The organism is Pseudomonas quebecensis, assembly GCF_026410085.1.
GTDB lineage: Bacteria > Pseudomonadota > Gammaproteobacteria > Pseudomonadales > Pseudomonadaceae > Aquipseudomonas > Aquipseudomonas quebecensis.
Window position 1 is genome coordinate 2,312,024 of the sequence record NZ_CP112866.1, and the last position, 14,029, is coordinate 2,326,052.

Here is a 14,029-nt window from a genome sequence, read left to right on the forward strand (position 1 = left end):
CAGCGCGCGATCAACGATTGCGCGTTACCCGCCATACGGTGTTGGCCAGGTCGTCGGCGATGATCAATGCGCCTTTCGGGTCCACCGTCACCCCCACCGGACGCCCACGCGTCTTGCCATCCTCGCTGCGAAAGCCGGTAGCGAAGTCCAGCGGTTCACCGGCCGGCTTACTGTCCTTGAACGGCACGAAAATCACCTTGTAGCCCACCGGCTGATCGCGGTTCCAACTGCCGTGCTCGCCGACAAACACACCGTCGGCAAAGCGCTCGCCCAGCGCCGGGAGGGAAAAGTCCACGCCCAGGGCGGCCACATGGGAACCCAGGCTGTAATCGGGTTTGATCGCCGCCGCGACTTTCGCCGGGTTCTGCGGTTGCACGCGCGGATCGACGTTCTGGCCCCAGTAGCTGTAGGGCCAGCCGTAGAATGCACCCTCGCGCACCGAGCTCAGGTAATCCGGTACCAGGTCGGGGCCGAGTTCGTCGCGCTCGTTGACCACTGTCCACAATTGCCCGGAATCCGGTTGGATCGTCAGCGCAGTCGGGTTGCGCAGGCCGGTTGCATAGGGCCTGTGCGCGCCGGTCTGGGCATCGATCTGCCAGACCATGGCACGGTCGATTTCCACTTCCATGCCGCGCTCGGTGATGTTGCTGTTGGAACCGATACCCACATACAACTGACGACCATCGGCGCTCACGGCCAGGGATTTGGTCCAGTGGTGGTTGATCTGCGCCGGCAGGTCGGTGACTTTGACCGGCGCGCCGCTGGCCTTGGTCTGACCGTCGGTGTAGTCGAATCGCACCAGCGCGTCCTGGTTGGCCACGTACAGCTTGCCATCGGCGAAGGCCAGGCCGTAGGGCGCGTTGAGGTTATCGGCGAACACTGTCTTGAGCTCGTAGGTACCGTCACCGTCGGCGTCGCGCAGCAGGGTGAGGCGGTTGCCGCCCTTGACCTGGGTGTTGCCCTGGGCCTTGATCACGCTGGCGATCACGTCCTTGGGCTTGAGCTTGGCCGCGCTGCCGCCCCGGCCCTCGGCGACAAGGATATCGCCGTTGGGCAGTACCAGGGTCTGGCGTGGGATGGCCAGGTCGGTGGCAATCGCCGTGACGCTGTAGCCCTCGGGTACGGTGGGTTTCTGCTCGCCCCAGGGCGTTGGCTCGGCGATCTTCATGCTCGGCAGCAGGCTGCTTTGTTGTTCGGGCAATTTGGGATCGGGGCCGCGCGCCTGGGTCTTGTCGCCTTCAGCGCCACAGGCACTCAGCAGCAGGGCGGTGCTTAGCACGGTCAATGCATGGCAGGTTTTCATCGGGCACCTCCGGTGCGCAGGCCGGTCCAGGTGGCGAGGATTGCCAGCACGGTTACGATTGCCGACAGCACCAGGCCGGCGGGCATCATGGCGTAGGCGTCCTTGGCGTGCTGGAACGCATCGATCAACCCCAGCACCCAAGTGGCCAACAGCAGCAGTACATAGCCGACGGGGCGTCCGGCTTTGTGGGTGGCGCGCAGCAGGTTGACCAGCGCGAACACCAGGGCCAGGCCACAGAACACCAAGGCGCCGGCAATCAACCAGGACGCGAAGTTGGCCCATTGAATCTGGAAGGTCTGAGCGTAGGTGATATCACTGAGCAGGGCGCCCAAAAACAGCGGCACGCTGCCGGCCAGCAAGGTCGCGTGCAGCGGACCGGGCCGGATATCGGGGTAGGTGGGGAGGGTAGTCATGGGGGAAGCGGCTCCTTATCGTGCAGCGCCCTGGGCTCAGGGACGCAGTGACTTCGCATAGGAAAGGAGCGTGTCATTTGTAGGAAAGTTCATAGATGTTATACCGAGGATACGTGTCGAAATATTATGAACCGCGTGGCGTGTTCCTCGGCCCAAGCCCTTAAGATCTCGCCCTCACTCAGTCCAGGCCCTTCCATGACCCACCCTCGCATCGGCTTTGCCTGCCAGTACAAACACCCCGACCGCGTGCTCTCGACCAGCGCGCTGAAACTGATTGAAGGCCCGTTCAACCCGCGCACCACCACATTGCGCTGGATGGACAGCGTCGACCCCGGCGTCGCCCGTGACAAATTGGTCGAAGTGGTGACCCACAACCTGGCAGCACAATTGCAGTTGCTAAGTTACGTCGCCACGCTGCCACCGACCTTGCGCATGCTGCGCCTGAGCAGTGATCTGTTGCCGTTCTACAGCCATCCCAAAGTGGCGCCTGTCTACCTCGACCCGGCCATCCAGGCGCAATTGATTGAGGGCTTCGCCGCCATCGGCGAGCTGGCGCGGACCTCGGACATTCGCCTGTCGTTTCATCCCGGCCAATACTGTGTGCTTGGCTCGGAAAACCCGAATGTGGTGGAAAACAGCGTGGCCGAATTCGAGTACCACGCCGACATGATCCGCATGATGGGCTACGGCCGGCGCTTCCAGGACCTCAAATGCAACGTGCATATCGCCGGCCGCCTTGGCGTGGAAGGCACCCGCGCGGTGTGGGCGCGACTGTCGGAGGTGGCGCGCCATTGCATCACCTTCGAGAACGATGAAAAAACCTACGGCCTTGACCACTGCCTGCAAGTCGCCGACCTGGCACCGGTGGTGCTCGATATCCACCATTGCTGGATTCACGAGGAGGCCTATATCGACCCCGACTCGCCTCGGGTGGCCCGTGTGATCGACAGCTGGCGCGGCGTGCGCCCCACCATGCACTACTCCCAGCCCCAGGAGCGCCTGCAGGACCTGGGGTTCGACGCCGCACACAAGCTGGAAATGACGGCGCTGTTGCAGGTGGTCTCCAAGCGCGAGCTGTACGCCCACAGTGAGCAGATGTGGAACCGCTGGACCAACGACTACGCCCTGCAGTTTCTGGATCGCTTCGACATCATGCTGGAAGCCAAGGACAAGAACGTGGCATCGTCAGCGTTCTACGAATACTGGCAGTCACAGGCCAGTTAAACAAAAAGGAGTTTCCCGGCATGCCCACCCTGCACCTGTTGTGCGGCAAGATCGCCGCCGGCAAATCCACACTGGCCAGGCGCCTGGTGGCGGAACACCGCGCGGTCCTGCTCAGCGAAGACACTTGGCTGGCGCAACTGTACCCCGGTGAGGTGCTGTCCATCGCCGACTACCTGCGCAGTGCTCAACGCCTGCGCGGCGTGATGGGGCCGCTGGTGATCGACCTGCTCAAGTCCGGCGTCAATGTGGTGCTGGATTTTCCGGCCAACACCCTGGCCAATCGCGAATGGCTGCTGAGCCTGGCACACAGCGCCCAAGTGCCGCACTGCCTGCACTACCTGGAACTGGACGACGCCACCTGCCGCGCCCGCCTGCATGCACGCAATGCCGGCGGCGAACACGACTTTGCCGCCACCGACGCCGAGTTCGACCTGATCACCCGGCACTTCTGCGTGCCGAGCGAGGTTGAGGGGCTGGTAATTGAAGTGCATCGGCCGTGAGCGTTTCAGCGTCACAAGGCCTGGACACCGAGGGTTTTATCCTCACCGTGGCGCAGGCGCCCGTGCAGGCTGAGTATGAATCGGTGTTGGCGGATGCCTGCTCACTGCTGTCGCAGCAAACGTTGGGGCTCGATGGCTTGTATGTTTACGGCAGCGTCGCACGGGGTGACGCGACGCCCGGTCATTCCGACCTGGACCTTACACTGGTGCTGCGCGAGCCGCAGACCCCGCAGGTAGCAGAGCAACTGGAACGTGTTCGCCGTGAACTTGAGCGGCGTCACCCGTACGTCACCAAAGTCGACTTCGATATCGGCGAGCGCGCGCAGGTAATGGCGGTTGAAAACCGCAACCTTTGGGGGTTCTGGCTCAAGCATCAGTGTCGTTGTATTTGGGGCAATGACCTCTCCGTCCATTTCGAGCGGTTTCGCCCATGCCGTGAAATCGCGCTGGCGTTAAATGGAGACGTCTATTCGGTATTGAACACCTATCTTGCCGAGATCGGTCAGGCGGATATCGAGGCGGATCGGCTGCGCTTGCAGCGGGAAGCGTCGCGCAAACTGATCAGGGCGACGCAGATATTGCGCCCGGAAGCGGCAACGATGTGGCCACAAACACTGGAAGAACATGTGGCGATGTTCCTCCAGAGTCAACCGGCGATGGTCACCCAGGTAGCGTTCTTTCTGTTTGAAGCGCGCAACCCTGGCGCCGCGAGCGATCAGTTCTGCGCGCGGCTGCAGGTGTTTCTGGAGTGGTTGGTTTCACACCAGCGCGACACCCTCCTCAGGACTTAAACCGCCCCACCAAGCCATTCAACTCATCCGACAGCTTCGACAGCCGGCCCGAGTCGTCCTGGGCTGAGTTGGCCAGGCTTTCCACCAGGCGCGCTTCGTCGTAGATCTGCTGGATATGCCGATTGATCTCTTCGGCCACGCTGTGCTGCTCTTCGGCGGCGGCGGAGATCTGCAGGTTCTGGTCGCGGATTTCGTTGACCGAGGTCTGGATGCCTTCGAAGCTGTCCCGCGCGTTTTCGATGGACGACACGCTGGCTTTCGACAGGTCCATGCAACTGCCCATCTTCTGGGTGACTTCCTGGGTCTTGGTTTCCAGGGTACCGAGCAGGTGCTCGATCTCGCCGGTGGAGTCGGAGGTGCGCTTGGCCAGGGCGCGGACTTCGTCGGCCACCACGGCAAAGCCGCGGCCCTGGTCGCCGGCGCGCGCGGCTTCGATGGCGGCGTTGAGGGCCAGCAGGTTGGTTTGTTCGGCAATCGCGCGGATGGTGCCGAGGATCTGGTTGATGCTGCGGCTGCCGGCCTCCAGCTCGACCATGGCCTGGGACGATTCGCTCAAGCGGCGGCCCAGGCGGTTGACGTTGTCGGTGGTCGCTTCGATCTGCTGTTTGCCCTCGGCCACGCGCCGGTGGCCGTTCTCGGCGGATTCGGCCGCGCCGCTGCAGGAACGCGCGACTTCGTTGGCCGTGGCCACCATTTCATTGAATGCGGTGGACACCAGTTCCACCGCTTCGCGCTGGCGACCGGCGGCTTCGTTCATGTTGTGGGCCACCTCACTGTTGACCTTCGAAGCGTTATGCAGGTTGGCCGAGGCCGCGCCGATGTGCTGGATCAACTGGCGAATGGCGGCGAGGAACTTATTGAACCAGCCTGCCAGTTCGGCGGTTTCGTCCTTGCCCTGCACCTGCAACTCATGGCGCAGGTCGCCTTCACCCTCGGCGATCGACTGCAGGCCCGTGCTGACCTGGCCGATCGGCTTGACGATCACTTTGGAAAACGCCGCGGCGATCAGGCCGAAAATCAGCACCAGCACGCCGACGATGATCGCGGTGAGGTAGGTCATGCGGGTGGCTTCGGCCATCACTTCGGCTTTTTCGATCAGGCCGATATAGCGCCAGCCCAGACCGGGGGAGGTCCACACGTTGGCCATGTAGCGCACGCCGTCGATCTCCACTTCGGTGGACCCTTGAGTCGTCTGGGCCAGTTGCGCGTAAGCCGTGCCCAGGTCCTTGAGCGGTTTGAAACTGTGGGCGGCGTCGCGCGGGTCGACCAGCAACACGCCGTCTTCGATCAGCATCACATAGCCGCTGTCACCGAGCTTGATGCTCTTGACCAGTTCGGTGAGGTTTTTGAGCGACACACTGACCACGAATACACCCTTGGGCTTGCCGGCACCGTCGAGCATGGCGCGCGCCGTGCCCACCAGGGCCACGTCGTCTTTGTCGTAGTAATAGGCCGGTGTGCGCACAGTTTTGCCGGGGCTGGCCATCGCCGCTTTGTACCAAGGGCGTGCGCGCGGATCGTATTTGGCCAACTGAGGGTCATCCGGCCATTTGACGTAGGTGCCGTCTTCCAGGCCGATAGACAGGATCGCCGCCGCCGGGTGGGTCGCGCCGTAGCGCGCGAAGCGCTCGATCACCGTTTGCGCTTCGGCGGGCATCGGTTGAGCGGGCGCGTCGGCGGGTTGGTAATTCTTCAGGGTGCTGACGGAGGTGTATACAGAATCGGTGGCCATCTGATCGACGTTCTGCAAAGTGCCGTCGAAGAACTGGCGGATATTGCCGTCGATCTGGCGAATCTCCCGAGTGCTGCCGTCGATGAATTGCTCCACCGCCTGGCTGCGCGTGTTCATGACTGAAATCACCGCCACCAGGCTGACCGGGATAAATGCGACCGAGACAAACGCCAGTACAAGCTTGTTCTTTATTTTCATCAAGATGACCATCAGCGTGGAGGAGCGGCCAAAGCGACTCGCGTTCGGGAAGAAGCGAGGCGATTTGCTATCACCGCTGTTTCGGCGTGGTCTGGGTAAACCTTTAGGGTTTTTTGTGCACAATACAATCGTTGATTGTTCTGTATCCAATCAGTACACATCACGCAGGTAACGCTTCTGCTCGCTCAGCTGGCGCCAATAGTCCACGGCATGCTCCGGGTCCAGCCCGCCGTGGGTTTGTGCGATCTGGCGCAGTACCTGATCGACATCCTTGGCCATCTGGCGGGCGTCGCCGCAGATGTACACCCTGGCGCCGTCCTGCAGCCAGCGCCACAGCTCGGCGCCTTGTTCGCGCAGGCGGTCCTGCACGTAGACCTTTTGCGCCTGGTCGCGGGAGAACGCCAGGCTCAGGTGGGTGAGCAGACCGTCGCGCTGCAGGCCTTGCAGTTCGTCCTGGTAATAGAAGTCGCTGGCGGCGTGCTGCTCGCCGAAGAACAACCAGTTGCGGCCTTGATGCCCGAGGGCACGACGCTCCTGCAGGAACGCGCGAAACGGCGCCACGCCGGTGCCGGGGCCGATCATGATCATCGGCACATCGCCGTCGCTGGGCGTGCGGAAATGCTTGGACGGCTGCACGAACACCGGCACTTCACCGTCGCCGACGCGGTCGGCGAGAAAGGTCGAAGACACGCCTTTGCGTTTGCCATAGCGCACGGCCGCGACGGTCAGGTGCACCTCACCGGGGTGAGCCTTGGCGCTGGAGGCAATCGAGTAGAGGCGCGGTTGCAGGCGCCGCAGCGTGCCCAACAGTTCGGCGGCCGAGCACTCGATGGGGTAGGCCTGCAACACGTCCGCCAGTTGCCGACCCCATAGCCAGTCGTTCAGTTCGGCTTTGTGTTCGGGCCGCAGCAACTGCTCAAGGCCCGTGTCAGCGCTGCGCTCGGCAATAAACGCCAGGGTTTCGCTGCTGGGCCGGGCGATTTCAAAATGCTGAGTCAGCGCCTGTTGCAGCGAGACCTCGCCGAAGGTCTCGATATTGACGCTGGTCGATGCTTTAAGGCCGGTCAGCGCGAGCAGTTCGTGGACCAGTTCGGGGCAGTTACGCGGCCTTACGCCGAGGGCATCGCCGGCTTCATAGCTGAGGCCGGAGTCGGCCAGGTCCAGGGCGAACTGGCGGGTTTCCTTATGGCGGCTGTGCGGGTTGAGGTGGCGGTTGAGCAACAGGCGCGAGCCATACAGCTTGGTCTTGCCGGCGGGCGTGGCGACTGCCGGCGCTTTGGTCGGGTTGAGGCTGTGCTGCAGGCGCAGCAGCCAGGTATCGGCGCGGTCGTGGAATTGGGTATCGCAATCGACACGCTCCAACAGGCGCGTGGCGCCCAATTCCAGCAGGCGTTGGTCGAGGCGTTTGCCGTGGTTGCAGAACTGGTCATAGTTTGGATCGCCGAGGGCAAGTACGGCAAAACGCAGGGATTCCAGGCGCGTTTCGCTGCGGCTGAGGCTGTGCCAGAAACCTTCGCCGTTGTCCGGTGGGTCGCCGTCGCCGAAGGTGCTGCTGATCAGCGCCAGGTTCTGGGTGCTTGCCAGTCGGCTCGCCGGGAAATCCGCCATCGCGCTCAGCTCGACGCTGATACCGGCCTCGCGCAGGCGTTGGGCACAGCGCTCGGCCAATGCTTCGGCATTGCCGGTCTGGGATGCCCACAGCAAGGTCAAGGCAGGTGCGGCGGGCAGCGTGCTGACACCCGTCGCGAGCGCGCGACTGAACAGCCCGCCGAGTAAACCATCGACCCATAGCCGCGCTTCGCCGGCCAGCGGCGCGTTCGGCGGCAACACCGGCACCTCCCCTGGCTGGCGTGCGCTGTCGGCGCGCAGGCCACTGATGAAACCGGCGAGGTAGGTGCGTTCGTTGTCGCTCAAGGGTGGCGGGGTGAGGGGCCGCAGGCCGGCGATTTCGGCGAAGGCGTCGATGCGCGACAGGGTGGATTGCTCTGCGCGAGCGGGAAGGTCGGTGGCCGCCTGGGGGGGCGTGTCGAGGAACTGATGGTCGATCAACTCGACGCGCGCCAGGCTGACCGCGCAGCATTTGAATTCCGGTTGCAATGAAATCGGGTCGACCGCGTCCGAAGTCACGGCATTGATCGCCAGGTGTTCGCCAAACACATCGTTCCAGTGGAATGGCGCAAAACAGTGGCCCGGTTGCACGCGGTCGCTGATCAATGCGGGTAACACCGCGCGCCCGCGCCGCGACAGCACTTGCACCGGTTGCCTGGCCCGGATGCCCAGGCGCGCGGCGTCGTCGGGATGGATCTCGACGAAGGGGCCGGGGTTGAGTTTGTTCAGCGTGGCGATCTTGCCGGTCTTGGTCAGAGTGTGCCATTGGTGCTGCACGCGGCCGGTGTTGAGCACGAATGGGAAGGTGTCGTCGGGCAGTTCCGCCGGGGGCATGTGCGGGCGCGCAAAGAACTGGGCTTTGCCGCTGGCGGTGGCGAAACGCAACGCGCCGTGCTCGCGGTAGCGAATCGGGTTGCGCGGCGCCGACTCGGCCGTCGCCAGCGGCCATTGCAGCGGCGTCTCGCGCAGACGCCCATAGCTGGCGCCGCGCAGGTCGTAGCCGGTGGCGGGGTTGCAGGCGCGTTTGATTTCTTCGAACACCTCGCTGGCATTGGCGTAGCTGAACGCTTCGGCATAGCCCATCGCACAGGCGACCCGGGCGATGATCCGCCAGTCGGCCAGGGCCTCGCCCGGCGGCTCCACGGCGTGTTGCATCAGGGTCAGGTTGCGCTCGGAGTTGATCATCACGCCTTCGGCTTCGGCCCACAAGGCGCCGGGCAAGAGGATGTCGGCGTAGCGGTTGGTTTCGGTGTCGAGGAAGGCGTCCTGAGTGATGACCAGTTCAGCGGCCTGCAGCCCATCGATCACCGTTTGACGGTTGGGCACGCTGGCCACCGGGTTGGTGCAGATGATCCAGCAGGCTTTGATCTGCCCCGCGGCCATCTGCTCGAACATTGCCACGGTGCCGTCGCCGGCCTGGCGCGGCAGGCGGTCGGCGGGAATCTGCCAGAGGTCTTCGATAAAGGCGCGGTCGGCATCCACCAGCATCGAACGCTGCCCCGGCAGGCCAGGGCCCATGTAGCCCATCTCACGCCCGCCCATGGCATTGGGTTGGCCGGTGAGGGAGAACGGGCCGCTGCCGGGACGGCAGATGGCGCCGGTGGCCAGGTGCAGGTTGCACAAGGCGTTGGTGTTCCAGGTGCCGTGGGTGCTCTGGTTGAGGCCCATGGTCCAGCAGCTCATCCACTCGGCAGCCTCGCCGATCCAGGCGGCGGCCTGGCGGATGTCGGCTTCGGCCAGGCCGGTGATGGCGGCGACCTGCTGCGGTGAGTAGTCCTCCAGGAACGCAGGCATGACCTCCCAACCCTCAGTGAAGGTGGCGATAAAGGCCGGGTCGGTATGGCCGTTTTTCACCAGCAGGTGCAGCAGGCCGTTGAGCAACGCAAGGTCGGTGCCGGGCCTGATCGGCAAGTAAAGGTGAGCTTTGTCGGCGGTGGCGCTGCGCCGTGGGTCGACCACGATCAGCTTAGCCCCGGCCTTGACCCGGTCCATCATGCGCAGGAACAGGATGGGGTGACAGTCGGCCATATTGGCGCCGATCACGAAGAACAGGTCGGCGCGGTCGAAGTCCTCATAGGAGCCCGGCGGCCCATCGGAACCCAGTGACAGCTTGTAGCCGCTGCCGGCGCTGGCCATGCACAGCCGCGAGTTGGATTCGATATGGCGGGTGCCGACAAAGCCCTTGGCTAACTTGTTGACCAGGTACTGGGCTTCCAGTGACATCTGCCCGGACACATAAAACGCCAATGCATCGGGGCCATGCCGCTCCAGCACGTTGCGCAGGCGCCCGGCGGTCCTGGCGATGGCTTCGTCCATGGCGATGCGCACCGGGTCGCGGTCGCGGGCCTGGCGCAGGTAGGCATTTTCCATGCGCCCGGACTCGGCGATGGCTTGCCCGCAGGTGCTGCCCTTGGTGCACAGGCGACCGGCATTGGTGGGGTGGTCGGGGTCGCCGATCACCTTGACCACCTTATTGTCTTCGACCTGAATGACGATGCCGCAGCCCACGCCACAATAGGGGCACACACTGCGTACGCGTTGGTTGGCCATCGATAACCCTCGAATCTTTTCTGCCCGGCAAAAAAAAGCGCCGCGTAACCCTCCGTTGGAACGGGGATTACACGGCGCCTTTGTCGTGGATGGGCAATCAGCGTTGACTGCTCTGTGGCGCTGTACCTAGCAAGCGGCGCGCCAGGTTGTTCAAGGTGCCGTACTGATGGTGGTGAGGGTGCTTGCCGCCGCCGCGCGAACTCGCGGGAGCAAGCGTCCTGTGCCCTTTTATGACGCGCTGCGCACCAGTTGGAGGCGTACTCGGCAGGGGCGCGCGGGCGTGGAGGCAGTGGGTACGGGGTTGCGACAGGTTGGCACAGAGCCTGCAAGATCACCGGTAACCCCCTTCGGTCAACGACGATCGACAACATGGGCAACAGCGGTGGAATCGGCGAAGTCGTCCGATGCCAACCGTATAAGAACAGGCAAAGACGCCTGGAACCGTAAGGTTTCAGGCGTTTTTTTTTGCTTTTTTCAAACCGTGATGAGTTTTGTCGGGTGCTGATATGAACGCCAATAACGCCAGTCTGAACCAGCTGCAAACCCTGATCGTCGTCGGCAATGGCATGGTCGGTCATCACTGCGTGGAGCAGTTGATCGAACGCGGCGCGCTGGATCACTACCAACTGCATGTGTTCAGCGAAGAGCCGATGCGCGCCTATGATCGCGTGCATTTATCCGAATACTTCACCGGCCGCGATGCCGAGTCGCTGGCGCTGTCCGACGCGGCGCTGTACCAGACGCCGGGCGTGACCCTGCACCTTGACGTGCAGGTGCTGGATATCGACCGCGCCCAGCGCCAGGTGGTCACCGCCCAAGGTCGCGTCACCTATGACAAGCTGGTGCTGGCCACCGGCTCATATCCCTTCGTACCCCCGATAGAGGGCGCCGAAGGTGACTCGCGCCTGGTGTACCGCACCCTGCAGGACCTCGACGCCATCCGTGCGGCCGCCGCCAATGCGCGGCGCGGTGTGGTGGTCGGCGGTGGGCTGCTCGGCCTGGAAGCGGCCAACGCCCTCAAAAGCCTGGGCCTGGAAGCCCATGTGGTGGAGTTCGCGCCGCGCCTGATGCCGGTGCAGCTGGATAACTTCGGCGGCCTGGCACTCAAGGCGCAGATCGAACGACTGGGCGTCGGCGTGCATTTGTCCCGTGCCACGCAGTCGATCAGCGTTGGCGAGCAGTATCGCTATCGCATGAATTTCGCCAACGACGAATTTCTGGAAACCGACCTTATCGTGTTTTCCGCCGGTATTCGCGCCCAGGACGCTCTGGCGCGCCAGGCGGGGCTTGAGATCGGCCCGCGCGGTGGGGTGGTGATCAACGACGAATGCCAGAGCTGCGATCCGCATATCTACGCAATCGGTGAGTGTGCCTCGTGGAACGGCAGCCTGTTCGGCCTGGTCGCGCCCGGTTACCAGATGGCCCGTGGCGTGGCGGCGTTGCTGTGCGGGCAGGGCGCCGAGCCGTTTGTGGGGGCGGACATGTCGACCAAACTCAAGTTGCTCGGCGTCGACGTCGGTTCCATCGGTGACGCCCACGCCCACACGCCGGGCGCGCGCAGCTATCAGTTTATCGACGAGGCCACCGCCAGCTACCGCCGTCTGGTGGTGGATGCCGCCGGCAGGCAGGTGATCGGCGCGGTGCTGGTGGGTGACAACAGCTACTACGACACGCTGCTGCAATACCTGCAGAACGGCATCGCCTTGCCGGCCGAACCCGCCAGCCTGATCCTGCCGTCCTCGGCCGGCGCACCAACCCTCGGCCCCGGCGCGTTGCCGGAATCGGCCACGGTGTGTTCGTGCCACAACGTCACCAAGGGCGCGATCTGCGCAGCCATCGACGGCGGCTGCGCCGACCTCGGCGTGCTCAAGGCGCAGACCAAGGCCTGCACCGGCTGCGGCGGGTGCGCCGGGTTGCTCAAGCAGGTGTTCGAACATGAACTGCTGGCCCGTGGCGTCAGTGTCGACAAGCGTTTGTGCGAGCACTTCGCCTATACCCGTCAGGAGCTGTATGCCCTGGTGCGTGTGGAAGGGGTGCTCAGCTTTGAAGCACTGCTGGCCAAGCACGGCCGTGGTCACATCGGCTGTGACGTGTGCAAACCGGCGGTGGGCTCGATCCTGGCCTCGTGCTGGAACCAGCCGATCATGGACCCGTCGCTGGTGCCGTTGCAGGACACCAACGACACCTTTATGGCCAATATGCAGAAGAACGGCACCTACTCGGTGGTGCCACGGATTCCGGGCGGTGAGATCACTGCCGACAAGCTGATCGTGATCGGCGAGGTGGCGAAGAAATACAACCTCTATACCAAGATCACCGGCGGCCAGCGCATCGACCTGTTCGGCGCGCAACTGCACGAATTGCCGGACATCTGGGGCGAGCTGATCGCGGCCGGTTTCGAGACCGGGCATGCGTATGGCAAGTCCACGCGCACGGTCAAATCCTGCGTCGGCAGCACGTGGTGCCGTTATGGCGTGCAGGACAGCGTGAAAATGGCGCTGTTGATCGAGGACCGCTACAAGGGCCTGCGTTCGCCGCACAAACTCAAGTTCGCGGTGTCCGGTTGCACCCGCGAATGCGCCGAAGCCCAGAGCAAGGATGTGGGGGTGATCGCCACCGAAAAAGGCTGGAATCTTTATATCGCCGGCAACGGCGGCATGCGTCCACGGCATGCCGAACTGTTCGCCACCGACCTCGACGATGCCACGCTGATTCGCTACATCGATCGCTTCCTGATGTTCTACATCCGCACCGCCGACAAGCTGCAACGCACTTCGGTGTGGCGCGAAAGCCTGGAAGGCGGCCTGGATTTCCTCAAGGATGTGATCGTGCACGACAGCCTGGGCCTGGGCGCCGAACTGGAAGCGCAGATGCAACAGGTGGTCGACCGCTACGAATGCGAATGGGCCAATGCCCTCAAAGACCCGGAAAAACTCAAGCGCTTCCGCACCTTCGTCAACGACAAACGCCCGGACCCGGACATTCACTTCGTCCAGGAACGCGGCCAGCGTCGCCCGATCATGGCCGCCGAACTCAACCTGATTGCGGTCGCCGAGGAGATTGCCTGATGAGCCAGCCCAATACCTTACGTACACTCGCCAGCTGGAAAGCCGTTTGCAATGAAACCGACCTGGTGCGCAATTCCGGCGTGGTGGTGTGGCTGGACGGCGCACAGGTGGCGCTGTTCTACCTGCCCGACGCCGAAGCACAGACGCTTTACGCTATCGACAACCACGACCCGGAGTCCGGCGCCAATGTAATCGGCCGTGGCCTGGTGGGCAGCCTCAAGGGCGAGCTGGTGGTGGCCGCGCCGATCTACAAACAGCATTACCGCCTGCACGACGGCCAATGCCTGGAAACCCCGCGCCAGCGCCTGCGGGTGTGGCCGGTGCGGTTGAAGGGTGGGATGGTGGAGGTGCAAGTGTCTTGCTGAAGCCTGACCTACACAGAGCACGATGTGGGAGCCTGCCCCGATAGGCACAGGTATCTAGACCTCTTCGATAGAACACAGAGCCTGAGCAATGTGAGGTTTTTGTGGTGAGCAGGCTTGCCCTGCGCTGGGCTGCGCAGCAGCCCCAAACCTGCCAGGCGTTTTTGCCTGGCACACCGCGGTGTCTGGGAACAGGGCCGCTTCGCGGCCCAGCGCGGGCGGTGCGACGATTCGACAAGCCCGCTTACCACAGGTTTATGTGTCAGCCTTTAAGTCCAGT

Annotated in this window: 9 protein-coding genes and 1 pseudogene; 5 read left to right on the plus strand and 5 right to left on the minus strand. The window is 63.5% G+C overall.

Annotated features, from left to right (window positions below; translation table 11 throughout):
- Nucleotides 1-10: 10 nt before the first annotated feature.
- Nucleotides 11-1,303, minus strand: coding sequence for a PQQ-dependent sugar dehydrogenase (locus OSC50_RS10770; protein WP_266249639.1), 1,293 nt, complete (start codon nt 1,301-1,303; stop codon nt 11-13).
- Nucleotides 1,300-1,716 (minus strand): DUF2231 domain-containing protein, encoded by a 417-nt coding sequence (locus tag OSC50_RS10775; protein ID WP_253507936.1) that lies wholly within the window; start codon nt 1,714-1,716, stop codon nt 1,300-1,302. The genes OSC50_RS10770 and OSC50_RS10775 overlap by 4 nt, the downstream gene beginning before the upstream one ends.
- A gap of 195 nt (nt 1,717-1,911) precedes the next feature.
- Here OSC50_RS10775 and uvsE point away from each other — a divergent pair, with 195 nt between their 5' ends.
- Genes uvsE through OSC50_RS10790 form a run of 3 tightly spaced genes read left to right on the plus strand, consistent with a single transcriptional unit; the run spans nt 1,912 to nt 4,231 of the window.
- Nucleotides 1,912-2,940 carry a UV DNA damage repair endonuclease UvsE gene (uvsE, locus tag OSC50_RS10780; protein WP_266249636.1) on the plus strand — a complete coding sequence of 343 codons (1,029 nt, stop codon included), beginning with the start codon at nt 1,912-1,914 and terminating at the stop codon, nt 2,938-2,940.
- A 20-nt stretch (nt 2,941-2,960) separates the two neighbouring features.
- Nucleotides 2,961-3,440, plus strand: a complete 480-nt coding sequence (locus OSC50_RS10785; protein WP_181077876.1) for a P-loop nucleotide/nucleoside kinase family protein — start codon at nt 2,961-2,963, stop codon at nt 3,438-3,440.
- Nucleotides 3,437-4,231: a nucleotidyltransferase domain-containing protein gene (locus OSC50_RS10790; RefSeq protein ID WP_253507932.1), complete on the plus strand. Its 795-nt coding sequence runs from the start codon at nt 3,437-3,439 to the stop codon at nt 4,229-4,231. Before OSC50_RS10785 ends, OSC50_RS10790 begins: the two co-directional genes overlap by 4 nt.
- Here OSC50_RS10790 and OSC50_RS26160 read toward each other — a convergent pair.
- The 3 genes and pseudogenes from OSC50_RS26160 to OSC50_RS10800 form a co-directional block, all read right to left on the minus strand.
- Nucleotides 4,221-4,988 carry a methyl-accepting chemotaxis protein gene (locus OSC50_RS26160; protein ID WP_370694778.1) on the minus strand — a complete coding sequence of 256 codons (768 nt, stop codon included), beginning with the start codon at nt 4,986-4,988 and terminating at the stop codon, nt 4,221-4,223. The two genes, OSC50_RS10790 and OSC50_RS26160, sit on opposite strands and share 11 nt — an antisense overlap.
- Before the next feature lie 135 nt (nt 4,989-5,123).
- Nucleotides 5,124-6,173: pseudogene (locus OSC50_RS26165) on the minus strand (cache domain-containing protein); the annotation flags it as partial.
- 138 nt (nt 6,174-6,311) lie between these two features.
- On the minus strand, nt 6,312-10,319 hold the full coding sequence (locus OSC50_RS10800; RefSeq protein ID WP_266249632.1) for a bifunctional nitrate reductase/sulfite reductase flavoprotein subunit alpha: 4,008 nt from the start codon (nt 10,317-10,319) through the stop codon (nt 6,312-6,314).
- A 506-nt stretch (nt 10,320-10,825) separates the two neighbouring features.
- Between OSC50_RS10800 and nirB the strand changes: the two genes are divergently transcribed.
- Nucleotides 10,826-13,387, plus strand: a complete 2,562-nt coding sequence (gene nirB, locus OSC50_RS10805; protein ID WP_266249630.1) for a nitrite reductase large subunit NirB — start codon at nt 10,826-10,828, stop codon at nt 13,385-13,387.
- Nucleotides 13,387-13,752 carry a nitrite reductase small subunit NirD gene (nirD, locus tag OSC50_RS10810; protein ID WP_181077869.1) on the plus strand — a complete coding sequence of 122 codons (366 nt, stop codon included), beginning with the start codon at nt 13,387-13,389 and terminating at the stop codon, nt 13,750-13,752. The genes nirB and nirD overlap by 1 nt, the downstream gene beginning before the upstream one ends.
- Nucleotides 13,753-14,029 lie beyond the last annotated feature (277 nt).

Bases quoted from the DNA above. Each gene is read 5' to 3' on its own strand.
- OSC50_RS10770 (WP_266249639.1), bottom strand. From the start codon at position 1,303: ATGAAAACCTGCCATGCATTGACCGTGCTAAGCACCGCCCTGCTGCTG.
- OSC50_RS10775 (WP_253507936.1), bottom strand. From the start codon at position 1,716: ATGACTACCCTCCCCACCTACCCCGATATCCGGCCCGGTCCGCTGCAC.
- uvsE (WP_266249636.1), top strand. From the start codon at position 1,912: ATGACCCACCCTCGCATCGGCTTTGCCTGCCAGTACAAACACCCCGAC.
- OSC50_RS10785 (WP_181077876.1), top strand. From the start codon at position 2,961: ATGCCCACCCTGCACCTGTTGTGCGGCAAGATCGCCGCCGGCAAATCC.
- OSC50_RS26160 (WP_370694778.1), bottom strand. From the start codon at position 4,988: ATGAACGAAGCCGCCGGTCGCCAGCGCGAAGCGGTGGAACTGGTGTCC.
- OSC50_RS10800 (WP_266249632.1), bottom strand. From the start codon at position 10,319: ATGGCCAACCAACGCGTACGCAGTGTGTGCCCCTATTGTGGCGTGGGC.
- nirB (WP_266249630.1), top strand. From the start codon at position 10,826: ATGAACGCCAATAACGCCAGTCTGAACCAGCTGCAAACCCTGATCGTC.
- nirD (WP_181077869.1), top strand. From the start codon at position 13,387: ATGAGCCAGCCCAATACCTTACGTACACTCGCCAGCTGGAAAGCCGTT.